The 23,445-nt window shown below is 58.0% G+C and carries 19 protein-coding genes; 8 read left to right on the forward strand and 11 right to left on the reverse strand.

The genetic code is table 11. From position 1 onward, the window contains the following. Positions 1-43 precede the first annotated feature (43 nt). Both galE and JZY08_RS17065 read right to left on the reverse strand, forming a co-directional pair. Positions 44-1,027, reverse strand: coding sequence for a UDP-glucose 4-epimerase GalE (gene galE / locus JZY08_RS17060; protein ID WP_216332728.1), 984 nt, complete (start codon positions 1,025-1,027; stop codon positions 44-46). A 1-nt stretch (position 1,028) separates the two neighbouring features. Continuing rightward, positions 1,029-2,051 (reverse strand): UDP-glucuronic acid decarboxylase family protein, encoded by a 1,023-nt coding sequence (locus tag JZY08_RS17065; protein WP_003500682.1) that lies wholly within the window; start codon positions 2,049-2,051, stop codon positions 1,029-1,031. Between the two features lie 395 nt (positions 2,052-2,446). Between JZY08_RS17065 and JZY08_RS17070 the strand changes: the two genes are divergently transcribed. Further along, entirely contained in the window at positions 2,447-2,797 is a 351-nt protein-coding gene (locus JZY08_RS17070) for a hypothetical protein (RefSeq protein ID WP_003500681.1), read from the forward strand. A 57-nt stretch (positions 2,798-2,854) separates the two neighbouring features. Here the strand turns inward: JZY08_RS17070 and JZY08_RS17075 are convergent, their stop codons facing one another. Next, positions 2,855-3,619: a helix-turn-helix transcriptional regulator gene (locus JZY08_RS17075; RefSeq protein ID WP_246231433.1), complete on the reverse strand. Its 765-nt coding sequence runs from the start codon at positions 3,617-3,619 to the stop codon at positions 2,855-2,857. A 915-nt stretch (positions 3,620-4,534) separates the two neighbouring features. Here JZY08_RS17075 and JZY08_RS17080 point away from each other — a divergent pair. From JZY08_RS17080 to JZY08_RS17100, 5 genes are all read left to right on the forward strand, one after another. After that, the gene (locus JZY08_RS17080) at positions 4,535-5,503 is read left to right on the forward strand and encodes an MSCRAMM family adhesin SdrC (protein WP_216332730.1); all 969 of its coding nucleotides are present in this window, start codon (positions 4,535-4,537) and stop codon (positions 5,501-5,503) included. A gap of 152 nt (positions 5,504-5,655) precedes the next feature. After that, complete coding sequence (locus JZY08_RS17085) at positions 5,656-7,674, forward strand: hypothetical protein (protein WP_216332732.1); 2,019 nt, start codon at positions 5,656-5,658, stop codon at positions 7,672-7,674. A 78-nt stretch (positions 7,675-7,752) separates the two neighbouring features. Then, the gene (locus tag JZY08_RS17090; protein WP_216332733.1) at positions 7,753-9,954 is read left to right on the forward strand and encodes a type I secretion system permease/ATPase; all 2,202 of its coding nucleotides are present in this window, start codon (positions 7,753-7,755) and stop codon (positions 9,952-9,954) included. Between the two features lie 8 nt (positions 9,955-9,962). Further along, positions 9,963-11,321: an HlyD family type I secretion periplasmic adaptor subunit gene (locus JZY08_RS17095; protein WP_003500670.1), complete on the forward strand. Its 1,359-nt coding sequence runs from the start codon at positions 9,963-9,965 to the stop codon at positions 11,319-11,321. An 85-nt stretch (positions 11,322-11,406) separates the two neighbouring features. Then, the gene (locus JZY08_RS17100) at positions 11,407-11,901 is read left to right on the forward strand and encodes a hypothetical protein (protein ID WP_003500669.1); all 495 of its coding nucleotides are present in this window, start codon (positions 11,407-11,409) and stop codon (positions 11,899-11,901) included. Positions 11,902-11,978: 77 nt separating this feature from the next. Here JZY08_RS17100 and JZY08_RS17105 read toward each other — a convergent pair whose 3' ends face one another. The 4 genes from JZY08_RS17105 to JZY08_RS17120 form a co-directional block, all read right to left on the reverse strand. Continuing rightward, positions 11,979-13,289, reverse strand: a complete 1,311-nt coding sequence (locus JZY08_RS17105) for an O-antigen ligase (protein WP_216332734.1) — start codon at positions 13,287-13,289, stop codon at positions 11,979-11,981. A 7-nt stretch (positions 13,290-13,296) separates the two neighbouring features. After that, positions 13,297-14,583: a polysaccharide biosynthesis/export family protein gene (locus JZY08_RS17110; protein ID WP_216332735.1), complete on the reverse strand. Its 1,287-nt coding sequence runs from the start codon at positions 14,581-14,583 to the stop codon at positions 13,297-13,299. Between the two features lie 191 nt (positions 14,584-14,774). Continuing rightward, positions 14,775-15,455: a sugar transferase gene (locus JZY08_RS17115; protein ID WP_003500662.1), complete on the reverse strand. Its 681-nt coding sequence runs from the start codon at positions 15,453-15,455 to the stop codon at positions 14,775-14,777. 620 nt (positions 15,456-16,075) lie between these two features. Continuing rightward, complete coding sequence (locus tag JZY08_RS17120) at positions 16,076-16,624, reverse strand: cupin domain-containing protein (RefSeq protein ID WP_003500658.1); 549 nt, start codon at positions 16,622-16,624, stop codon at positions 16,076-16,078. Positions 16,625-16,770: 146 nt separating this feature from the next. Here JZY08_RS17120 and JZY08_RS17125 point away from each other — a divergent pair, with 146 nt between their 5' ends. Both JZY08_RS17125 and JZY08_RS17130 read left to right on the forward strand, forming a co-directional pair. Next, positions 16,771-18,105 carry an aspartate aminotransferase family protein gene (locus tag JZY08_RS17125; protein WP_003500656.1) on the forward strand — a complete coding sequence of 445 codons (1,335 nt, stop codon included), beginning with the start codon at positions 16,771-16,773 and terminating at the stop codon, positions 18,103-18,105. Between the two features lie 146 nt (positions 18,106-18,251). Then, the gene (locus tag JZY08_RS17130) at positions 18,252-20,072 is read left to right on the forward strand and encodes a methyl-accepting chemotaxis protein (RefSeq protein WP_216332736.1); all 1,821 of its coding nucleotides are present in this window, start codon (positions 18,252-18,254) and stop codon (positions 20,070-20,072) included. A 112-nt stretch (positions 20,073-20,184) separates the two neighbouring features. On the opposite strand, the gene JZY08_RS17135 is transcribed toward JZY08_RS17130, so the two are convergent. The 4 genes from JZY08_RS17135 to JZY08_RS17150 form a co-directional block, all read right to left on the reverse strand. Continuing rightward, the gene (locus JZY08_RS17135; protein WP_082185746.1) at positions 20,185-20,970 is read right to left on the reverse strand and encodes a L,D-transpeptidase; all 786 of its coding nucleotides are present in this window, start codon (positions 20,968-20,970) and stop codon (positions 20,185-20,187) included. Positions 20,971-20,989: 19 nt separating this feature from the next. After that, positions 20,990-22,045: a murein L,D-transpeptidase family protein gene (locus JZY08_RS17140; protein WP_216332737.1), complete on the reverse strand. Its 1,056-nt coding sequence runs from the start codon at positions 22,043-22,045 to the stop codon at positions 20,990-20,992. A 156-nt stretch (positions 22,046-22,201) separates the two neighbouring features. Next, positions 22,202-22,987: an SDR family NAD(P)-dependent oxidoreductase gene (locus tag JZY08_RS17145; RefSeq protein ID WP_216332738.1), complete on the reverse strand. Its 786-nt coding sequence runs from the start codon at positions 22,985-22,987 to the stop codon at positions 22,202-22,204. After that, positions 22,984-23,367: a hypothetical protein gene (locus JZY08_RS17150; protein WP_216332740.1), complete on the reverse strand. Its 384-nt coding sequence runs from the start codon at positions 23,365-23,367 to the stop codon at positions 22,984-22,986. Before JZY08_RS17150 ends, JZY08_RS17145 begins: the two co-directional genes overlap by 4 nt. Between the last annotated feature and the right edge of the window lie 78 nt (positions 23,368-23,445).

Raw genomic sequence — 23,445 nt, forward strand, 5'->3', positions numbered from 1 at the left:
TTGGCGACGCGCGACGATGTGACAGAAGGAGTGGAGCGTGTCTTCATGACAGCACCTCCAGCCCGAAGCCCGGACCGGCCGTGCGGATGATGGTGTCGATATCCGAGCGTTTCGGGGTAAAGCCGAGCGTTTCTTCCGCCCGCTTTATATCCGCGAAGAGAGCTGGCGGATCGCCGGCACGCCTTGCGCCGAAATGCACCGGCACCTCCTGCCCCGTCACCCGGTGGATCGCCCTTATGATATCGCCAACCGACGTGCCATGGCCGGAGCCGAGATTGACGCGCAGCGTCTCACCGCCATCCGCCAGATAGTTGACGGCGGCGACATGCGCATCAGCCAGATCGCTGACATGGATATAGTCGCGAATGCAGGTGCCGTCGCTGGTATCGTAATCCGCGCCGAAGACATCAAGCTGCGGCAGTCGCGCAGCGGCGGCCATCAGCGCCCGCGGGATCAGATGGGTTTCCGGCTCGTGGCGTTCACAGAGCTCACCATCCGGGTCGGCACCTGCCGCGTTGAAATAGCGCAATGCGACGAAACGCATACCGTAGGCGGCGGCGTAATCATCGAGCGCCATTTCGAAGATCAGCTTCGTGCGCCCGTAAGGATTGACGGGCATCTGCGCCGTTTCCTCACGGATCGGCAAGTGCGGCGGCACGCCATAGGTGGCGCAGCTGGAGGAAAACACCAGCCCGCCAATATTCTGATCGAGACAGGCATCCAGAAGCGCCAGGCTGCCGCCGACATTGTTGCGGTAATATTTACGCGGATCTTCGACGGATTCGCCAACATAGGCGTTGGCCGCGCAATGAATGACGAAGGCCGGCGCAAACTCCTTGAGCGTAGCCTTCAGCAGACTGCGGTCGAGAATGTCACCCTCGATGAAGGGTCCCCAGCGAACCGAATCCGCGTGACCCGTTGAGAGATTTTCGTATGCGATCGGCTTGAAGCCGGATTGAGCCAGCGCCTTGCAGATGTGGCTGCCTATGAATCCGGCCCCGCCCGTGACGAGGATTGTGCGGGGCATCTCATACGGCCTCCGCCATTTTCCTGCCTGCGAGGAGCGCATCGAAATAGACGATGGTTCTTTCAAGTCCCATTTCGAGCGGTACACGGGGTTGCCACCGGAGCTGCTCCTTGGCCCGCGAAATATCTGGGCGGCGCTGCTGCGGATCGTCGATCGCTGCGGGCAGATGGACAATGCGCGAGCGGGAATTCGTCATGCGGATGACGATATCGGCGAGCTGCCGCACCGGAATTTCACTCGGATTGCCGAGATTGATCGGCCCGATGCAGTCCTTCGGCTTGGCCGAAAATCGCAGGAAACCGTCAATGAGATCGTCGACATAGCAGAAGGAGCGCGTCTGGCTGCCATCGCCATAAATGGTGATGTCGGCACCCTTCAGTGCCTGCACGATGAAGTTGGAAACAACGCGTCCGTCATCCGGGCGCATGCGCGGCCCATAGGTGTTGAAGATGCGTCCCACCTTGATATCGACACCGTGGCAGCGGTGATAATCGAAAAACAGCGTCTCAGCGCTGCGTTTCCCTTCATCGTAGCAAGCTCGCGGCCCGATTGTATTTACATTACCGAAATAGGTTTCCGGCTGCGGATTGACGAGCGGATCGCCATAGACCTCCGATGTCGAAGATTGCACCACGGTTGCACCGCATCTGCGGGCAACTTCCAGCACGTTGACCGCGCCAAGCACATTGGTGAGCAGGGTGCCGACGGGATCGCGCTGATAATCCGGCGGCGAGGCCGGAGAGGCGAAGTTGAAGATCAGCGAGACATCGATGTCATAGGGTTTGCGCACATCGTGCTCAACCAACAGAAAGCGCTTATTGTCGCGCAAATGTTCGATATTTGCGGTTCGTCCGGTCGAAAGATCGTCGAGACAGACCACTTCGTGGCCGCAGCCCAGCAGACGCTCGCAAAGGTGGGAGCCAAGGAAACCGGCACCGCCATTAACAAGAACGCGCTGGCCTGGCCTCCACTCGTCATAGATTGTGACGCCGTTGTCATGCTCGTTGGGAACGAAATTACGCATTACACACTCCTCCCCATGAGGAATCAGCCCGGCTGATTCAACTTGAACTGGATCAAACTTCCGATTGTGCGGTATCTTGAATATCAGCCTCCGGTTTTTATTTCTTCTGGAGGTTTAATATTTCGATTCGATAGATTTCAACTTTTATGATAGGCGCGGTGAAAAACAGGTCAACTTCATTTTGTCGAAATATTACAATTGATTACCCTTCACTACTCAAATTAGCCCTTGATTTAATACTTTTTAACTATGCCTCCATTATGCCTTTCTTATTGAGCATTAGCGCAAGCTTCGCTCAACCAGTCGGGGCTATCCTGGTTTTGTAAGGCTCGGTCCACCGGGACAAAACCGCCCGGCGAGATGCGACAGACAGTCGGTTTCAGGGGACATACACGATGAATGAAATGCCTTATTCCCATAGCGGCAAAGCAGCTCGCCGCCGTCACTTCGCACTTGTTGCCACAGCACTTGCGGCTTTCACCTTCGCCACTGCTTCATGCTCCGTGGTCGAAGACGCCGTTCTCATCAAGACCGCATCTGCGAATACGGCCACGATGAAGACGCGGGTTGCTCCGGCCAGGACCTCCTACGGTTACGACAAGACAGGCAATGCAGCAGTGACGCTTGTTGCCGACGCGTCGTCCGGGACGCCCTCCATATCGCGGCCGTCCTATTCCGGTTCCTCTCCCTATATCTGCTCACCGAGCGGATTTGGTCAGAAGTCCCGTTGTTTCCTGAGGCCCTGAGCCTCGGCAAGAAAACCTGATTGAAACTGGCGCCCGGTAACCTTCGCTGCCTGACGTTCAGTTTCTCCAGCCGGAAAAGGCCGCGTCCTCGTCCTTATTAAAGAAGCGTGACGCCGCCTCCGTGCGGTTACGGACGTGCATCTTCTTGTAGATGTTGCGGACGTGTACTTTCACAGTGTTTTCCGACAGATGAAGCCGGTCCGCGATGATTTTGTTTTGCGTTCCCTTGCACAGCAGGTCGAGAATTTGAACCTCGCGCGTCGTCAGCGCGGATATCTCGCTTCTACTGGCAGAGAGGGCGTCGGCACGATTGGCGATCACGGCGCTGCTTTGAACGCTTTTGCCATGAACCGCCTGGGAATAAGGTGTGAGCTTGCCGAGAAGCGCGGCCGGAAAATGCTCTCCGCCCTTCATGAGCAGGTCAACGGCCGCCATGAAGACGTCGAGCCGCAGATTGAGCGGCAGCACGCCATCTATAATGCGCGTCCCCACCAGCTGCTTCAGCGACTCTTCGAACTTCTCGATGGTTTCAACGACGAGTGCGATCGGCGCGTCCGGATGTTTTTCGCGGACGGCTGAAAGGACGCCATGAAGCCGCTCCGACGATATGCGGTATGGCAGGACCAACCGGACATTCGCACCGTAATCATCGTCAATCGTTGCCGACGACGTGACGCTCACCACGGCGAATGTGGGGAACTTTTTGCCCAACGCCTCTACGAGGCACTCGGAAAACAGGTCCGGATCCGCTATGATTAATAAAGTTCCATTTATAGGAGCAACGGCACCACTTGGTTTTGCCGCATAATCTGAAGTTCCCATGAACATTGACGCCTCCCTAAAGCGCTTACGCATTACGGTCTTTTGGTTGTGTCGTCTGCTGTTTGCTGAAGCGGCCCCTGAAAACTTATGGGGCAATCCCCGCCTCAAGCCATGTCAACTATCATTAATTACCCGTTAATTAAGGAGGCTAATACGAAAAGCTGTGTAAATAAATGGCCCAAACGGGTTATTTTTTACAATTGACGTACAAAATAGGTTACGCAATGACAGAATCACTGATCCCGGAAACGTTGGAAAAACAAACACATCGAAAAAGCTTTCGCTGCGGTTTTGCAATCCGGGAAAATATAACTTTCAGTTGAAATCCCTTTGCATACCTCCCCGTCGAGTGACGCTGGAGAATGTGCCATTTCGGGATGCTGGACTTTTCTCACCGAAATAAACCATGTTTTTCGAAAAAGCCGCTGCCGGCTGTCGAAGCCGCATTATTTCCGGCCAAGCCGGCGAAATGCACCCCGTTGCCCACCCTCTGACATATATAATCGGGGTGAAAGCGCCGATATGTTTAACCCGAATTGATATCTAGGAACGGCAATTTTTCTGCTGCACAGTCTGACCGTCGCTGAAACGGCGATCGATGGAAAGACAACCCCGGCCTTTGACGTGTGTTTGCAGACGCCGGTTCCTTTTCAAGAAACATGAAAACGAAAAGACGAAAGCCACCGCGCTCCCCATTGGAGCGAGGAACGGATTTGTGCGCCTTTTTACCGAGTAGCGCACAGGGGCTGAACGAAAAGAGCCCGGTCACGGGCCAATGCCAAACCGCAGGTGATGCGTAACGAGTACATCTGCAAAACATCAATCTTTGTGCAACACGGAGCAAGCGCGAAAAAATCCCATTTAAGATGAGAGGGATTTCGAAAGCTGCTCCGAGCTTTTTCGGAGGAAATAAAAATGGGTTATGATCCAAAGTCATCCGGCGGTAGCGACGACGACATCACCAAGATCGGCGCGCTTTCCGATGGTTTCGCCAACACCTCGACCAATGACGCCAAGGTGGAAGATAGCAACGTCGGCACCGCAAATGGTGAAAACCGCAACAACGACAACAGCGATCACAGCACCAATGTGGATGTTGACGCCAAGATTGATGTAGCCGCCAATAACGGTGACAATCGCGACAACGACTATGACTGGAGCTACGACAGCAAGTCGTATAGCGACAACGACACAACCACCAAGACAAGCACCGAAACCAACACAGATATCAAGGTCGACTACGACTGGAGCTATGAAAGCAAGTCATACAGCGACAATGATACCAATGTGAAGACGGTCACGGATACGGACACCAAAACATTCTCCTATTCCGACAACGACACCTCCACCAAGACCACGACGACCTCCGACAGCTTCAACTCCGCAGACAGCTACTACAAGTCGGATGACGACTTCGGTAACATCTCCGGCGTCAAGGATGTCGGCAATCTCGGCATCGCTGGCGGAGACCTCACCTTAAACCTGGGTGACGACTTCTCCTTCACACTCGACGTCGACAATATCCTCAACAGCTCGCTTAACGGCGACGGTAACGACACGGGCTTCAGCCTCGTGCAGGCCAACCACCTGGCGGATCAGGATCAGGCCTGGGATATCAAGATGGACAACGGTGGCGCCCAGAACCACCTGAACGCCAATGCCGGTGACGCTTACGGCGCCGAAGGCATGGACGGCAAGGGATGGGACCTCAAGGCCGGCGACGACGCCGCAGGTACCAGCACTGCAGATGCATCGGCAATCCTTGCAAATTCCGGCTTCCATCTGGAACTGGTGCAGGGCGCCAACATGCTCTCCAATGCCGTTGACGTCACGATCACAGGCGGCAACTCGCATGTATCGGATGTCGGTGAGGATCACTCCTGATAACCACCTCTTGACGAAAAGAGCTGCACCGGCATCCGCCGGTGCAGTTCGCGGTTAAAGGACCGGTTTGCGCGAAAACGAAGCACCGCCTGTGAGACGGGTGCCGTCCGCAACGCTCAGGCCCTGCCGCGATGATCAGGGAGGGACCTCCAATGCATATCGACAAGATTTCCGACATGATTGCGCATTTCATCGGCCTGTTCGATACCGAGGTCGAGGATGCGCGTCTGAGAACCAATTATAGCGAAGGCCCGGCCCAGTCCAATCCGGACCACTTGCCCGACGATGAAGCGGCACGGCTGCTCGACAAGAATTACGACGTTCCGCTTGAAGATTACGATCCCGGCGTCAAATATCGTTCCGGCTATTATGATTTCGATTACATGCGGCCGCATTTCGCGCGCGCTGTCGAATACGACATGCAGCAGCTTGCAAATGCCATACCGGTCGATATTTCCGGCGCGCATTTCCGCTTTCCCGGCCGTGTTTCCTTCGAGGGAGAACGCGAACTGGTGGTTCACACCGGCCCCGGCTCTGTTGCCGCTCATGTCACGCAGGTCAATATTCTTCAGGACGATGACTATGTGAACATGACGGACGGCCCCAATGTGGCGCGCGACACGACCTTCGTGACCGAGCGCACCGTCGAGTTCTACAATGAAGCGGCCGTCTTCACGCCCTTTTCCACTTTCCAGCGCACTGACAGCTACGATGCATTGCAGGCGCTCGCCAAATCCGCACATGATTACATCGACCATGCCCGCGAAAACGACGTCACCTCGCTCGGCACCGGGGCGGATCAGGATTTCGTCCTGGCTGGCAACGATATCAATGGCCTTTATATCAATGGCGCGGTTTCCTACGACAAGCCGATGCTCGACGACTTCATGCCGGATCGCGGCATTGCCAAGCCAGCGGAAGAGCCGGAAAAGAGCGATGTTTCGCTGCATGAGGACAGCCCCGCCGGCAACAGCATCGATGTGGCCGCAGGCGCCAACATCGTCGCCAATGTCGCCACGCTGGTCAATACCGGCGTCATGACCTCCGTCACCGCCGTCATGGGTGACTATCACCAGATCGACGCGATCACCCAGGCCTATATCTATAGCGATCGGGACGAGATTTCGTCCGTCTTCACCCATTCCGAAGATCAGGCGGCAACGGCTGCGTACAACATCGCCAGCTTCGAGCGCACCGTCTATCCCGGCGCAGAGAACGCGGCCGACAGCCATGATACGGGTGAAACGCCGATATTCCCCACCGCCTGGCGCGTCAGCGTGCTGGAGGGGGACGTATCCTTCGTGCACTGGATCGAGCAATATCAGTTCATCAGTGACAACGACACCATGACGATCACCACGGCGGGCTCCAGCGTCAGCCTGCTGACAGGCGGCAACGCTGCCCTGAACATCGCCAATTTCCTCGGCATCGGCATGCAATATGATCTGATCATCGTCGGCGGCAATGTGCTGGACATGAACCTGATCAGCCAGATCGCCGTGCTTTACGACAATGACTGGGCTCGCGCCAATCCCGATGCGCCTGATGGCGCAACCATCCAGTCCGGCAATAACCTTCTGTGGAACGATGCTTCCATCCACAATGTCGGCAGCAATGATCGTTTCGAAGCCATGCCAGACTACATGAACCAGACGGTGAACGCGATCAACCAGCGTGACCCGAACATGCCGGACGCGCTCGCCCACGACGCCAACTTTGCCGGCTATCAGGGGCTGAATGTTCTCTACATCACCGGCAATCTTTACGACGTCAGCATCATCAAACAGGTGAGCGTGCTGGGCGATTCCGACGATGTGACTCAGGCCGCGGCCAAGGTTCTGGAAAACAACCAGGATGCGACCGTCCATATCGACACCGGCAGCAATGCTGTCGTCAATCTCGCACAGATCGTCGACTACGACAGCTTCGGCTCCACCACCTATGTTGCCGGCGGCCTTTATTCCGATGCCATCCTCATTCAGGGCGGCATTATCGAAAACGACACGTCGCATCCGGCTCAGCCCGGCCAACTTGCGAACGAGGTCATCGCCTTTCTTCACGATGATCCCGCCACCATCCAGAACGAATCCGATGGCGTCATCAATGTCGGTCACGACCTGTCATGGTCGAACGCGCATTCGGCCGACGTCATGCAGGGGGTCACTGCCTAGGTTTTGGCAAGCGGGACGGGAAACCCACGCCCCGCCGAAACCGCAGTTACCGCAAGATCACCAGGGGACCGATAAAAAATGGATCATATTTCAAGAAAAACCATTGCCGACGGGCGCTCGCTGGATTTGCCGCTGGATCAGGATGCGGAAGACAGCAAGCTAACCGATGCCTGCATTTCGGCCATCAACGAAGCCGTTGAGAACCTTCGCCAATTATCCGGCGCAGAACAGGCGAAAAACACTCCCTCCTCCCAGGAGGCTGCTCCCCCACAAACTCTTTCCCAACCGCTGGCGAGAACGGAACAACCGGCGCAATTGCGCGACGTTCCGCCGGAAAGACCGGCTCCGCAACAGGATCCGCAGCCCGCCTCCCCGCTCGAACCCCAAGCGAAAGTCGACAATACCGACCTGCCCTTCGTCAAGACCATCGACAATAATGACGGGCCTATCCGGGAAAACGAGCGCCGGCCGGTGACGGGTGGTGGTGGCAACGGCAAGGAGCCGACGGATAATGGCGGCGGCGGTGGCGGCGGTGGCGGAAGCCAGAGCGGGTTCCACAAGCGCAGCGAGCCGATCAATTTCGCCGCAAGTCTCGCCAAGGGTATTGCCGCCGTACGCCGCAACATGGTGGTGGTGATGCTGTTTACCATCGCCATCAACATCCTGCTGCTCGCCATTCCGCTTTATCTTTTCCAGATATCGGACCGGGTGCTGACCAGCCGGTCGATGGATACGCTGATAATGCTAACCGTCGCCGTGCTCGGCGCGGTTCTGCTGCAGGCTTTCATGGACGCCATTCGCCGCTTCATCCTGATGCGCACCGCCGTCGAGCTTGAAGTCCAGCTTGGTGCGCCCATCCTTTCGGCCGCCGCCCGCGCCTCCCTGCATGGCAGCGGCAAGGACTACCAGATCCTGCAGGATTTGCAGCAACTGCGCTCCTTCCTCACCTCCGGCACCTTGATCGCCTTCCTCGACGCGCCGCTGATGCCGCTCTTCATCGTGGTGGTTTATCTCGTCCATCCGCATCTCGGCATCATCATCATGGTCTGCTGCGCGGTGCTGTTCATCATTGCCTGGCTGAACCAGCGCTTTACCGCGAGACAATTTGCCGAAGCTTCCGGCTATCTGAGCCGCGCCAATTTCCATCTCGATTCCATGTCGCGCAACTCGCAGATCATCAATGCGCTGGCAATGATCCCCGAAGCGGTGAAGATGTGGGGCCGCGAAACGGCCGGATCGCTGAAGTCGCATGTGGCGGCGCAGGATCGCAACATCATGTTCTCAGGCGTCTCCAAGGCCGCCCGCATGATGACCCAGGTGGCGCTCCTGGGCTGGGGCGCGCATCTGTCGCTATCAGGCGAACTGACCGGCGGCATGGTGATCGCAGCATCCATCATTTCCGGCCGTGCCCTTGCGCCCATCGAAGGGGCGATCGAAGGCTGGCACCAGTTCAACAAATCCGCAGCCTCCTATGGCCGCATCAAGCAGCTTCTCATCAGCTCGCCGCTGAACTTCCCACGCCTGCGCCTGCCCAACCCGGAAGGGCGTCTGGATGTGGAGCGCATCCTCTTCGTGCCGCCGCCGCAGAAGAAGGTGATCTTGAACGGCATTTCCTTTTCGCTGAAAAAGGGAGAGTCGCTCGCCATCATTGGCAATTCCGGCTCCGGCAAGACGACGCTTGGCAAGATGCTGGTCGGCTCCATCCTCCCCACGTCAGGCAATGTCCGCCTCGACCTCATGGACCTGCGCAACTGGGACCAGCGGCAGTTCGGTGAGAGCATCGGTTATCTGCCGCAGGACGTGCAGCTGTTCCCCGGCACCATCAAGGCCAATATCTGCCGCATGCGCGACGATGTCGAAGACCGCCAGATTTATGAGGCAGCGGTGCTGGCCGATGTGCACGAGTTGATCGCCGGTTTCCCACAGGGCTATGAGACCGTGGTCGCGGCCGATGGCGCACCGCTTTCCGGCGGCCAGAAGCAGCGTATCGCGCTTGCCCGCGCCTTCTTCGGCGATCCCAAATTCGTGGTGCTGGACGAGCCCAACTCCAACCTCGACACACAGGGCGAACAGGCGCTGGCCAAGGCGCTGCTGCACGCCAAGAAACAGGGCATCACCACCGTCACCATCACCCAGCGGCCCGCACTCCTGCAATGTGTCGACAAGATCATGGTTTTGAAGGATGGGTCCGTCGCCATGTTCGGCGAAAGAATGGAGGTGCTGAAAGCGCTTTCCGGCAGCGGCCGTCAGGGCAGCCAGTCCCCGCAGATCGAGGGTTGAGGATCGTCATGTTCAAGAAGAAAAACGCCATCGTCGAAGTCAAACCCCAGGGCCAGCTTGAATGGTACAGCGAGGTGCCACGCTCCATCCGCCTGCACAGCTCCATCGGTCTTGCGGTGTTGCTCGCCTCATTCGGCGGCTTCGGATTCTGGGCCGGCACCGCGCCGCTCTCCTCGGCCATTATCGCCCAGGGCAGCTTCGTCGCCACCGGCAACAACAAGGTCGTCCAGCATCTGGAAGGCGGCATCATCAAGGAAATGATGGTCAGCGAGGGCGATACCGTCAAGGAAGGCGACGTTCTCCTGACGCTCGACAAGACGACGGCACTCGCCAATGAGCGCATGTTGCAGCTGCGGCGGCTTCGCCTCGAAACCATCGTGGTGCGCCTGCGCGCCGAGGCGCAGGGCGAAAAAAGCTTCAAGGTGCCTGACATCGTCATGAAGGAAGCCGGCGATCCGGATATCAACTCAATCATCCAGAGCCAGAACATCGTGTTCCACAGCAAGCTCATAAAGCTTGAGGAGCAGCTGAACCTGATCGACAAGAACATCCGGTCGCTGGAATTTCGCTATACCGGCTATGATGGACAAAAACAGTCCTTCGACCGGCAGCTGGCGCTTCTGACACAGGAGCGCGACTCCAAGGAAAAGCTCGCCAAGGACGGCGTTATCCGCAAGACCGACATGCTGGCGCTGGAGCGCGCCATTGCCGATGCCATGGGAGATATCGCCCGCCTGACTGGCGAGATGAACCAGAGCGAGGCGGAAATCGCCAAGTTCAAGCAGGAAGCTGTCATCGCCGTCAACGCCAACAAGCAGGCCGCGCTCGACGCGCTCGAAACGGCTGAGTCCGATCTCGACAGCGTGCGCGAACAGGTTCGCGGTGCCGCCGAAGTGCTGGAACGCACCGTCATCCGCTCCCCCGTCAACGGCACCGTTGTGCGCGCCTATTACCACACGCCGGGCGGCGTCATCACCACCGGCAAGCCGATCATGGAAATCCTGCCCGCCCATGTTCCCCTGATCCTTGAGGCACAGGTTCTCAGAACATCGATCGACCAGTTGCACGAAGGCCAGACCGCCGCGATCCGTCTCTCAGCGCTGAACCGCCGCACGACACCGGTTCTGAACGGCAAGGTCTTCTACGTCTCCGCCGACAGCATCGAGGAAAATGCCGGCCTGCAGGTCAAGGACGTCTATATCGTGCGCGTGCAGGTTCCCGACGAGGAGATCGCCAAGGTTCATAATTTCCACCCCGTGCCCGGCATGCCGGCCGACGTTCTGATCCAGACGTCGGAACGCACCTTCTTCGAATATCTGACCAAGCCGATCTCTGACAGCATGTCCCGCGCCTTCAAGGAAAGATGAATAAATATCAGTAACCTAGACTGTCTTTTCCGCAGCAATCAGCATATGATGGCTCAATGTATTTCGTTGGGGCGGGAGAAGCAGCATGGCGGCAATGTCGGATGTATTGCTGCTGGTCGGCAGGCTTAATTACGTGTGGACCAACACCGAAAGCCTGATGATCTATCTCATCGTCCATCTCCTGAAAGTGGAGAAGGAAGCGGCCATCGTGGTGTTTCTGACGCTCAACACCACGCGGGCGCGCATGGATCTCATTGAGCGCCTGGCGAAGCTTCCGTCCACGGACGCGAAGGACCGCAAGACCATTCTCTCCATCATGGCGCGGCTGAAAAAAGAAGCGAAGACGCGCAACAAATACAATCATTGCATCTATTCCTTCGACGAAAAGGGCGAAATCGCCAGCACCCAGCTGATGCGGCTGGTGGAGGACGACAGCAAGGTTCGTTACGGCAAGGTCGAACGCATGGACGAGAAGGAAATCGAGCACCTCGAAAAGTCGATCGCGGATATTGTCGAGGTCAGCAAGGATATGTGGAGCTTCATCCACGCCAGCCCGCATGTCTCGGCGGACTATCTTTAGAACCACCTCTTCTCCGTCATTGCGCCCTTGGGCCGGGATGTAGCCGACGCGCGTCCGCGCGGCGAAGACGAGTTGTTTCAGCCCGACGACTTGGGCTGGCTGGATTCAGCCTCAAGGCGGGAATGACGATGAGAGAAACCGCCAAGAACGCCCGTCAGGTGCACGCTGCCCCGCGCAGCTTTCGCCGGAAGGCACAGTTTTCCGGCCGCGAAATAGAGCAGGAACGAGCCGATCTGATACGGGAAAATGATATCGATCTCCACGAAGGAGCGAACGACAAAGAGCGCACAAATGGCGAAGAGAATGACGCCCTGCGGATCGCTCTTTCGCATCAGGACCGAGCGCAGATGGCCAAGCAGCGTGCCATAAAGCACCATGCCGAGCAGGATCATGCCGACGATACCGTTCTCCACCACCGTTTCGATATAGGTGTTGTGGAAGTGGAAGCCGCTGCGGCCCGTGATGAAGAAGTCGTTCCACAGGCGTTCGGCATCGGCAAAACCCACCACCCAGAAACCCTGATAGCCGACACCGAGAATGGGCGTCTGTTTCGCCGCTTCTATGCCCTGCTGCCACAGATAGGTACGACCTGTCAGCGTCGAATCCTTGCCGAAAATGCCGAGAATGGCGTCCAGCAGGCCGAATTGCAGGGAGGCAACGGCCAGCAGCGCGCCAAGACCGCCAAGCGCGAAAAAGGTCATCTTGCGGTTGGCGGGCGAAAGCATGCCGATTGGAATGAAGCCGATGATGAGGGCGACCACGGCGGCCGTTGTGATGGCGGATGTAGCCGATTGCGACGCGATGAGGCTATAGGCCGATAAAAGCCCGGTGACACCCGCAATCGGCAGCCAGATGCCCCTTTGTTTGAGGACCAGCACGGAAGAGGCAGCAAAGATGACGCCGAGCGAGGCATAAAAGCCAAGCTGGTTCTTCGATGAGAACGCGCCGACGAAACTATAGGTGCCATCAAGCGCATCGAAGAGATAGATGCCGAAAAGCAGCGAATACAGCAGCACCACGGCGATGCCGATCAATGCTCCACGCGTCAGTGTGCGGATGGAAATCACCCGCATGGCAATGAGCGCGCAGACGATATGCGTCATGTACTGGATAGAGGCGCGCATGGTCACCGATGCTGCTTCAGACCAGAAGCTGGACAGCACGGTCAGTATGCCGAAGGCGAAGATCCACAGATAACGCGGATAATTGCCGAGCACCTGCCGGTAGTTGACCACCACCAGCGGCAACCACATGCCATAATAGGCGAGAACCGATATTTGCCCGAAACGCGACGAATAGGCGAAAACGAAGAATGACAGCGCGATTGCCGCCATTCCGTAGACTTCATTGCGTTCGGGATCGATCAGCGCCGATTTGGCGATCCGCATGGAAACCTCACTGCATCAGGATTTCGGACGAGACCTTGATAACGTCGCCAGGCTGAAGCATGGCATTTTCATCCACCTTCACTTCCTTCGGCTTGCCGTTTTCCTCACGCACCACGACGTAGCTGATGGTCGCGGATTTTCCCGATGGGTCGAAACGGATCGCCTCGGCAGATTGCGCCAGCGCCTCCGACATCAATTCGCGGCTGGTGGTCAGCTGCAGATTGAGCTTGTCGAGTTCCGCTTCGGTATCCTGCAATTCCTTGGAGCGTTGCGCCACCCAGTCATTGCGCAGGTTGATCTCGTCCTGCGTCGCCTTGTTGATGTCCTGCTTGGCGCGCAGTGACTGCGTATCGATATCGAGCAGGGTGGATTCCACTTCCGCCGCCCGTTCTTCCGCAGAAATACGCCGCTGCGACAGGGCAAGCCCCTGCTCGTTCAGCCGGTTGACGCGGTCGCGGTCCTCATTGGCAAGCTGGAGCTGGCGGTTCTGTGTCTCCGATTTCTTGTTCAGGGATTCGACTTCGCTCTGCAACAGCGCATGCAGATCCGTCAACGCCTTGAGCTGAAGCGTATATCGCTCGGTCCGGGACTTCATCAGCGCGCTTTCGCTCGCGAGAAGCGTATCGATCTCGGTAATCTTTTCCATTTCCGGCGTCTTGGCAATGGTCGTATCACCCTTGACCTCGGCCACGAGGCGCGCCTGACGGGCAAGCAGCCTTGCCCGCTGGTTGTCATAGACCGCGGCATCGCCGCGCGCATTGATGAAGTCACGGGCAAAACGCTGGCCTGCATCGGAGCGCCTTAAGCCGCCGGCGAGGCTGACGGCCTTCAGCACTGTCAGATTGGCGGCGTATGGATATTCGCCCGGCGTCTGCACGTCGCCGCTCAAAAAGATCGGCCGGAACTGAGCGATTTCGACGGAGGCCGATGGCAGGTTGCGAAGGGCAAACTTGCTCTGAAGCTGGGCGCCGATCGCCTCGCTGACTTCAGATGGTGTTTTCCCCGCAACCTCAAGCTGGCCGATGAAGGGCAGAGACAAGGAGCCCGATGGACCGACGGAATAGTCCCCATTGATGACATCCCAGTTGCGGATGCTGCCATCGGCTGGTTGCCATTCGGCCACGCGAATGCGCAGCTTGTCGGCTGTGCCGAGCTTGTACTGGCCACCGTCCGCAGCCATTGCGGAAAGCGGCGCGCCGAAAGCGACGGTTGCGGCAAGCAAAAGTGCGGTGAGGGTCTGTCTGGCCGTCTTTTTGGCAAGCGGACGATTGGAGGCGGCGAAAAGGCCGTTCATCGGGAAACTCCCTGTTTGCGGATCGCCACGCGGGCGATCAGGCGATAGAGCAACCGGACGGTGCCGGTTGCGCAGCGCCGCAAAAAGCGGCCAGTATGATTAGCACCAATGACGCACCCGAAGACCGGACTTGGGATCCCGGTCAGGGTGCGTGTCGAAATGAAGGTCGATAAAACCGAACTCAATATTGGTCAGTAGCTTCCGCGTGACAGGCACACGGCTGGAATGGTCTTGACGATGATGAAGACATCCTGTCGCATCGACCAGTTCTGCACATATTGCGTGTCGAAGGCCACGCGGGTCTTGTAGGAGACGTCGTTACGGCCGCTGATCTGCCACAGGCCGGTCAGGCCCGGACGGGTGCTGAGATAATAAGCGGCAGCGCTTTCGTAGTAGCTCAGCTCTTCATCGACGACGGGGCGCGGGCCAACCACGCTCATTTCGCCGCGGATGATATTGAGGAGCTGCGGCAGCTCATCAAGGGAGAGCTTGCGCAGCACGGCGCCAACGGCCGTAACACGCGGATCGTTCTTGAGCTTGCGGGTAGCACGCCATTCCTCGGCGGCTTCCGGATTGGCGGCAAGATATTGGCGCAACATCTCGTCGCCATTCATCGCCATCGTCCTGAATTTCAGGCAATGGAAATAGCGGCCATTATGTCCCACACGCCGGTGGCCGTAGAAGATCGGGCCAGGGTCGGAAAATTTCACCAGCGCGGCGATCAACAGGAAAAGCGGGCTGAATATGAGCAGCGCAAGTGCAGCCGATGTCATATCGAAGCTACGTTTTGCGATGCCCCCGATAGGAAAACTGACATCGAAGTCTTCGGAGCTGCTGAGTGTCTGTTCAGCCGATTGGGTCGCGGACTTCATAGAGAGAACTCCATTTATGTTTTGCGATTGGTCGGTGCCCGGAGGCGCGTCTTTCCGTCTAAAGGAGATAACAAGTCTGTGTTCTGAATTTGATGCTAATGGATTTTTTGTAAGGCACATTGCCTATGACCGTCTATGCGATTTCTTGCGTGAGCGGCCGATCAACGTCCGGGCAATATTAACGGTTGCATAAAAAAGAAACAAATGTGCAGATGGCCATGTTCCCAGAGCATGGGTGTCCGTCCCGCATGTATAGGGTTTTCGACCCCGGATAGTCTTTTCTTATATGTTTCTTATGACTTGGTGAGATGAGACAGGAACGCCAAGAACAGCCATGCGTGTAACAGACTAATAAATTTTTTTGCGGCGCAGCAAGATTGCGGCAATGCATATAAAATTTGACATATTAGCCGGGATTTTTCTGTCTGGCATTTTGTGTTTGCCAAGAAAAAGCGATGGAAAAATTGCAAGAGCGGCGCAAAAGTGGCGAAACAATGGCAAAAATTCCTGTCAAAGCCCCGACCAATCGTCGAAAATCTTCCGGCTTCGGCAGAGATTCTGTCTCTACCAAGATAGGCCGGACGTCCGCCGGGTGCCATATCGGGTAAAAGACCCGGGAATCAGAAGGTGGGTGGCGTGCAGGCGCTGATGACCTCGCAGGGCACGGGTCCAACGCAACGGAAGCGATGCGGCCTGCGGCTTTCAAAATAATAAGCGTCGCCCGGCCCAAGCACCCGCCTCTCCTCGTCCACCGTCACTTCCAGACGCCCGGAGAGGATTATCCCCCCTTCCTCACCATCATGCACCAGCGGCACCTTGCCGGTATCGGCGCCCGGCTGGTAACATTCCTTGAGGATCTGCAGGCTGCGGCCGAAAACATTGTCGCCAACCTGCCGGAAGGATATCGGCCCCTTGCCGATTTCGACCAGTTCGTCCGCGCGATAAAATGCCTTGCGGCTCGTCTCCGGCTCGAAGGCGAAGAACTCGGCAAGACCGATCGGTATGCCGTCGAGAATACGCTTCAGCGCGCCGACGGACGGATTGGAGGTATTGGATTCAATCAGCGAAATCGTCGAATTGGTGACACCGGCGCGCCTTGCCAGTTCACGCTGGGAAATATTGTGACGCAGCCGCAAATGGCGCAAACGCCCGCCTATATCCACCGACATGCAGGAGCCCCCGTTGCCCTTGTTCGAAATATCGAAAACTCTCCTCTCCGCCTATAACATTTTCAATGGCTTGGCCACAGCGAGAAAAGGGCTTGTTCAGTCCGGAAAATAGCTTTCAATCATCGGCACCGAACAGGAGAGCCACTATGGATAACCCCAGCAGATCCAATTCCACCTCACTCGACAGCTATTGGATGCCATTTACCGCCAACCGGCAGTTCAAGGCCAATCCGCGCCTGCTGACGAGCGCAGAGGGCATGTATTACACCAGCAATGACGGCCGCCAGGTTCTCGACGGCACGGCTGGGCTATGGTGCGTCAATGTCGGCCACGGCCGCCAGCAGATCGCATCTGCCGTGAAACACCAGCTTTCCACCATGGATTATGCGCCCTCCTTCCAGATGGGCCACCCCGTCGCCTTTGAATTTGCCGAGCGGCTGGCGGAAATTGCGCCGGGTCCGGAAGGTGCAAAACTTGATCGCGTGTTTTACACCGGCTCCGGCTCGGAATCGGTCGATACGGCCCTGAAGATCGCCATTGCCTATCAGCGCGCCATCGGCCAGGGCACCCGCAGCCGACTTATCGGCCGCGAGCGCGGTTATCACGGTGTCGGTTTCGGCGGCATCTCTGTCGGCGGTCTCGTTAACAACCGCCGCGTTTTCCCGCAAATCCCCGCAGACCATCTGCGTCACACCCACGATCTTTCGAAGAACAGCTTCGTCAAGGGCCAGCCCGAGCATGGTGCCGAGCTTGCCGACGATCTGGAACGGCTGGTTGCCCTGCATGGCGCGGAAACCATCGCCGCCTGCATCGTTGAGCCAGTCGCCGGCTCCACCGGCGTGCTGGTGCCGCCGAAGGGTTACCTGGAACGCCTGCGCGCGATTTGCGACAAGCACGGCATTCTGCTGATCTTCGATGAAGTCATCACCGGCTTCGGCCGCATGGGCTCGTCCTTTGCGAGCAATTACTTCGGTGTGACCCCTGACATCGTCACCACCGCAAAGGGCCTCACCAATGGCGCAATCCCGATGGGCGCGGTCTTCACCAGCCGCAAGGTTCACGATGCGCTGATGCACGGGCCGGAAAGCCAGATCGAGCTTTTCCACGGCTACACCTATTCCGGCCATCCTGTCGCCTGCGCCGCTGGCATCGCCACACTCGACATCTATCGCGACGAAGGGCTCTTCACCCGCGCTGCCGAAATGCAGGACGTGTGGCACGACGCCATCCATTCCCTGAAGGGCCTGCCGAACGTCATCGACATCCGCACCATCGGCTTCATCGCCGGCATCGAGTTACAGCCGCGCGACGGCGCCATCGGCGCGCGCGCCTATGAGGTCTTCACGGATTGCTTCGAGCGCGGCCTGCTCATCCGCGTCACCGGTGACATTATCGCCCTTTCACCGCCGCTGATCGCGGAGAAATCCCATTTCGACGACATCGTCTCGATCCTCGGCGACGCGCTGAAAAGAGCGAATTAAAAGTATAAATCTCTAATATAGAAAAGGCTGCAATACAAATTGCAGCCTTTTTTTGCTTTTTATCAAATCCATCATAAAAATATATCATTTCTTAAGCACGTTCTATTATTTTCCCGCAGTATAACCAACGGAGCGGGAACGACCCCATGGCGTCGATTCAAAAAAAGATAATATTAGCAAGCATCGCAATATTCTCTCTCACCGGAAGCGCCGTTGGCATCGGCATTTGGGCGACGGAGACGCTCAACCGCAATAGTGCGGAAGTATCACGCTCTGCCGAAATACTTCACAATCATATGCGCGCCGACATGATGCACGATGCGTTGCGCTCGGATGTGCTCGCAGCCATTCTTTCTACCAATGACACGATGGGTTTGTCTTTCGACGCGGTAAAGGCCGACCTTGCCGAACACGAAGCGACATTCCTCGAGGCCATAAAGGAAAACGCGGCTTTGTCCGAAGGCACCGAGGCCAAAGCCGTTATCGGCAGCGTGGAAAAACCGCTTCACTCCTATCTGGAAATAGCCAAGACAGTGGTCGGCCTTGTAGGGTCCGATCCGGGCGCAGCGACAAAAATGATCCCGGATTTCATGCGGCAGTTCACCACGCTTGAAACGGCGATGGAGAAAGCCGGCGAGCAGATCGACACGCTGTCGCAGGCCACCGTCGCAAAAAGCCAGGAGACCAAGGCCGTCATCGACTTTCTTTTGAAAGGGCTGCTGGCTCTGGCGACACTCTTCTGCGTCAGCCTCTTCATCCTTACCCGCAAAACGGTAACGGGTCCTATCCTGCGCCTGTCGGAGACGATGGAAATCCTTGCGAGTGGCGATACGTCTCAGCCGCCCTCGGGTGTCGACCGCAAGGACGAGATCGGTTCCATGTCCGGCGCAGTCGAAATATTCCGGCAAGCAGCGATCGCCAATCGGGCATTGGAACAGGAAGCCGCCGCTGCGCGTGAAAAGGCTGAACTTGATCAGCAGGCGGCACGACACCAGGCGGAAGAGGATGCATCGGAACGGCTGCGCATCGCGACATCCGGGCTTGCCGCAGGGTTGAAGCGGCTTGCATCCGGTGATCTCGCCTTCCAGCTCGATGTCGCCTTTGCTCCGGAATTCGAAACCCTGCGCCGTGATTTCAACAGTTCGGTCAAGCAGCTCGCTGAAACGCTTCTCGCGATCTCCGACGGCGTCGCCACCATCGATGGCAGCACCCGCGAAATCGCAGCGGGCGCGGACGATCTTTCTCGCCGCACCGAACATCAGGCCGCATCCCTCGAAGAGACAGCCGCAGCCCTTGAAGAAATCACCGTCAATGTCGCCAATGCCAACAAGCGTGCCGCCGAAGCCCGCCTTGCTGCCACCGATGCCAACCAAAGCGCAGTGAAATCCGCCGAAGTCGTCGGCCATGCCGAAGAGGCCATGCGCCGCATCGAGGCCTCGTCGCGGCAGATCACCGGCATCATCGGCGTCATCGACGAAATCGCCTTCCAGACCAACCTTCTGGCGCTGAATGCCGGGGTGGAGGCTGCCCGTGCCGGCGAAGCCGGCAAAGGCTTTGCCGTGGTGGCGCAGGAAGTGCGTGATCTTGCGCAGCGCTCGGCAAAGGCCGCAAGCGAAATCCGCGGCCATATCCGGCAATCATCGACCGAAGTGGAGAGCGGCGTCAAACTGGTGCTCGATACCGGCACGACGCTCAAAGATATCGGCGAGCGCATCGCCGGCATCGACCGCCATATGAACGCCATCGCCACATCGGCGGCCGAACAGGCGACCGGTCTTGCCGAGATCAACGCCGCGGTGAATTCGATGGATCAGGCCACCCAGCAAAATGCGGCCATGGTGGAACAATCAACCGCCGCCTCGGCAATGCTCGCCGCCGAAACGGCCAAGTTGCGCGCGCTGGTATCCCGTTTCCGTCTTGAGATGGAAAGCATCGGTGGTCACGACGTTACCCGTCGCGTGGCCTGAGGCGGCTGCCGCAGAATCGAGCCGGCAAGATCGGAATCGAAGCGCATCGAATGCGTCTTCATCATCCGTCATTTCCAGCCGCCATCGCAGGCGGCTGGAAACCTTAATCTAATCAATAGGTCTGCATCGGCTGCGACAGGCCGTCGCCAACCACGCCGCCGCCATATTGCGCGACCGGCACGCCTGCCTGACCGATCGGTACGCCCTGCTGTGCCGGTCCAAGCGCCGTAACCACAATCGGGGTACCATCCGGCACACGGTTGTAGAGATCGACGATGTCCTGGTTCAGCAGACGAACGCAGCCCGAGGAGACTGATTTGCCGATCGTCCACCACTCGGGCGAGCCGTGCAGACGATAGATCGTGTCCTTGCCGTCCTTGAAGATATAGAGCGCACGCGCACCGAGCGGATTCTTGAGCCCCGGCTCCATGCCGCCATTGCGGCTGCTATAGGGCTCGAGTTCCGGCTGGCGGGCCACCATCTCATCGGGCGGCGTCCAGCGCGGCCATTGCCGCTTGTACTGGATCACGCCACGACCGGACCACTCGAAGCCCGCGCGGCCAAGACCGACGCCGTAACGCATGGCCTGATTATTCTCATAGGTGAGATAGAGGAAATGGTTGGCGGTATCGACCACGATGATGCCGGGGCGCTCGCCGGTCGGGTTTTCCACCATCTGCCGCAGGAACTGGCGCGGGATCCTCTTGTAGGGAATTTCCGGCAGCGGAAATTGCTCGTCCGGCTTGGGGCCGTACATCAGGGCATACATCGGGTCGTCGGCCGGAGCGGCGGGCCGGCTGGCCTCACGCGCCGTGGTGTTACAGCCAGCAAGGCCGGCAAGCGCCAGTCCACCTGCTCCAAGCAGGAAACCCCGCCGGGTCGTTGTCGTGTCGTTCAATTGAAAAACCTCATTTACGTCATCTCACACTGGCAAAGGGATCTGCCAGCGCCGCCTCGGGACGGCTGATAGGGTACTTCGTGCCGGAAACCTGCGATGCCATGGCCTTGGCGCCACTGGATTTCAGGATGGCACGGAAGCTCGGATGCATGCCGCCGTCTACATACGCGCTGAGGGGAGCTGTGGTTCCCTCGTTCATAGCGGCGGCAAATTTTTGTTGTTCTTCGGCCAGTTTCGAAGCGACCAGCGGGTCCTGCTGGTTGATGGCAGGCGGGCAGGCGGCCAGCGGATCGGCAGGTTCGCCTTCGGCAAATTCACTATTGAAGACATATCGCCTGCCGCAGACGGATACCTTTGGCTGCCGGCGCGTCACCTCGAAATAGTCGTAGCCTTCCTTCAGCGTCTTCCAGAAGGGCATGTTGGGATCATCCCGATGCGCCACCATGTTGCGGGCGCTCATGCGGAACGGATAGGCCTGCACCTGAAAACGGTCCTGACCGCCCTGCAATGCGCGCGCGACGACCGCATAAATCTCGCCAACCTGCTGATCGGTCATGGCATAGCAGCCCGAAGAGGAACAGGCGCCGTGCACCATCAGCGCTTCACCGGTGTAACCGAGCGCCGATTCCAGCCGATTGGGGTAACCGAGGTTGAAGGAGACGAAATATTGCGAATTGGGATTAAGCATGCCGGCTGAGACATGATAAAAACCTTCAGGCGCCTGCCTGTCGCCCGTTTTCATCTTCGGTCCGAGCTTTCCGGACCAGCGGCACATCGGATAGGTCTTCAGCAGCGCATAATTTCCGGTTCTGTCGATCTTCCAGACCTCAAGTTCGCTTTCCTGCTTGAAGATGCGAACGAGAACCGGGCTTTCCGGGCGCATGCTCTTGGCGGACATCTGCGCCATCATCTTGGACGACAGCTTCGGCGGGTCCTTCTTGACGCTATCGAGACCCATGGAGGTGCACGCGGCAAGGCTGCCGCCGATCGCAACGATCGCAGCCATTCTCACACCCGCCTTTGCCCTGTGCCGCAACCCCGCAACCGCGAAATCCAGCAATGCCTTCATGCCCATGGATCGTTCTACCCGCCTGATTTGCCCGCCTTTCCGGCAGACGCTTAACTAGCGAAGGTGGCCACAACGCGGCAACCTCGCACATGGACAAAGTCTCGTGAACAGACGTTACCCATTCGTTAATCATACGCACACAAGCCTGTGATGGAACTGTTGTTACCGAAGGAGCCCCTGCCCGCCATCGATCCATACCGGCGTGCCGGTGATGTGGCGAGACCGGTCGGATGCCAGAAAACCGATCAGCGCAGCGACATCCTCGCTCGTCCCTGCAACCCCGCCTGTGACCGGAATGTCGCCCTCCGGAAAACGCACCGGCACCTCGGTCTTGTCGCGCCCGCGTATGTCGGTATTTTCGTCAATTGCCGTTTCAATTTCGCCCGGACACACCGCGTTGACACGGATGCGATGACGCCCAAGCTCAAGCGCCAATTGCTGGGCCATGGCAAGCTGCCCGGCCTTCGTCACCGAATAGGCAGTGGCGCCCGGCGAGGTGAAAGTACGGGTGCCATTGATGGAAGAGATGATGACGATGGAGCCGCCGCCTGCAGCCTTCATATGCGGCACGCTGGCATGGACGGTGAGATAGGTGCCGCGCAGGTTGATGCGGATGGTATCATCCCACTCCGAAGGCTTCAGGTCGTCAATAGGTGCCCAGACGCCGTTGACGCCGGCATTGGCCACCACGACATCCAGACGGCCGAAATCTTGCACAAGCGTTGCGACTGCATGTCGCATGGCCGTTTCGTCCGCCACATCGGCGACAAGGACCTTCGACGCGCCCGTTGCAGCGGAAATCTCATTTTCCACCGCCTGCAATTCGGATTCGGTACGTCCAAGAAGGCCGACGGAAAAACCTTCCGCAGCCAGATGAAGGGCGGCGGCCCGACCGATGCCGGAGCCGGCACCGGTGACGAGCGCGACTTTACCATTGGCCAACGTCACAGCCCTCCTTTTCTCGACGCGATCGAGGTGACCGTCGCCGAAACGGGGTCGCTCGCCGGAAAGCTGTCTTCCAGCCCCTCTTCCAGCTCCTCCTCCAGAATGTCGCGATCTTTCGACGTGCGTGCACTCGCCTGCCCATGCGGTGCTTCACCCTGCGCCGTGCCGAGGGCGGAGAATTGCGAAGATGCATCCGCGCCCTGGCGCGTTCCGAATGCCGTCAGCTGAACCATGACCGCGCTTGCGCGTTTGATGGCCTCCGCATCGCCGATACCCTCCAGGCCGTCGGCAAGGCGAACCGAGACCTGATCGCCGTCGCTGCCGACAAATTCCACGGAGATCACCCCGTTATCCCGTTTTACATAGGTCGTAGAAAGTTGCATGACATGCCCTCCGGTTTGAAAAAACATCGGCGTAATCCGATGCAAAAACACACTGAAACCTGAATTCACAACGATGGC

Origin of the sequence: Rhizobium sp. X9 (assembly GCF_018873185.1) — a bacterium.
Taxonomy (GTDB): Bacteria; Pseudomonadota; Alphaproteobacteria; order Rhizobiales; family Rhizobiaceae; genus Agrobacterium; species Agrobacterium oryzihabitans.

Coding starts and splice junctions, on each gene's coding strand:
- galE (WP_216332728.1), bottom strand. CDS start 1,027: ATGCCCCGCACAATCCTCGTCACGGGCGGGGCCGGATTCATAGGCAGC.
- JZY08_RS17065 (WP_003500682.1), bottom strand. CDS start 2,051: ATGCGTAATTTCGTTCCCAACGAGCATGACAACGGCGTCACAATCTAT.
- JZY08_RS17070 (WP_003500681.1), top strand. CDS start 2,447: ATGAATGAAATGCCTTATTCCCATAGCGGCAAAGCAGCTCGCCGCCGT.
- JZY08_RS17075 (WP_246231433.1), bottom strand. CDS start 3,619: ATGGGAACTTCAGATTATGCGGCAAAACCAAGTGGTGCCGTTGCTCCT.
- JZY08_RS17080 (WP_216332730.1), top strand. CDS start 4,535: ATGGGTTATGATCCAAAGTCATCCGGCGGTAGCGACGACGACATCACC.
- JZY08_RS17085 (WP_216332732.1), top strand. CDS start 5,656: ATGCATATCGACAAGATTTCCGACATGATTGCGCATTTCATCGGCCTG.
- JZY08_RS17090 (WP_216332733.1), top strand. CDS start 7,753: ATGGATCATATTTCAAGAAAAACCATTGCCGACGGGCGCTCGCTGGAT.
- JZY08_RS17095 (WP_003500670.1), top strand. CDS start 9,963: ATGTTCAAGAAGAAAAACGCCATCGTCGAAGTCAAACCCCAGGGCCAG.
- JZY08_RS17100 (WP_003500669.1), top strand. CDS start 11,407: ATGGCGGCAATGTCGGATGTATTGCTGCTGGTCGGCAGGCTTAATTAC.
- JZY08_RS17105 (WP_216332734.1), bottom strand. CDS start 13,289: ATGCGGATCGCCAAATCGGCGCTGATCGATCCCGAACGCAATGAAGTC.
- JZY08_RS17110 (WP_216332735.1), bottom strand. CDS start 14,583: ATGAACGGCCTTTTCGCCGCCTCCAATCGTCCGCTTGCCAAAAAGACG.
- JZY08_RS17115 (WP_003500662.1), bottom strand. CDS start 15,455: ATGAAGTCCGCGACCCAATCGGCTGAACAGACACTCAGCAGCTCCGAA.
- JZY08_RS17120 (WP_003500658.1), bottom strand. CDS start 16,624: ATGTCGGTGGATATAGGCGGGCGTTTGCGCCATTTGCGGCTGCGTCAC.
- JZY08_RS17125 (WP_003500656.1), top strand. CDS start 16,771: ATGGATAACCCCAGCAGATCCAATTCCACCTCACTCGACAGCTATTGG.
- JZY08_RS17130 (WP_216332736.1), top strand. CDS start 18,252: ATGGCGTCGATTCAAAAAAAGATAATATTAGCAAGCATCGCAATATTC.
- JZY08_RS17140 (WP_216332737.1), bottom strand. CDS start 22,045: ATGGGCATGAAGGCATTGCTGGATTTCGCGGTTGCGGGGTTGCGGCAC.
- JZY08_RS17150 (WP_216332740.1), bottom strand. CDS start 23,367: ATGCAACTTTCTACGACCTATGTAAAACGGGATAACGGGGTGATCTCC.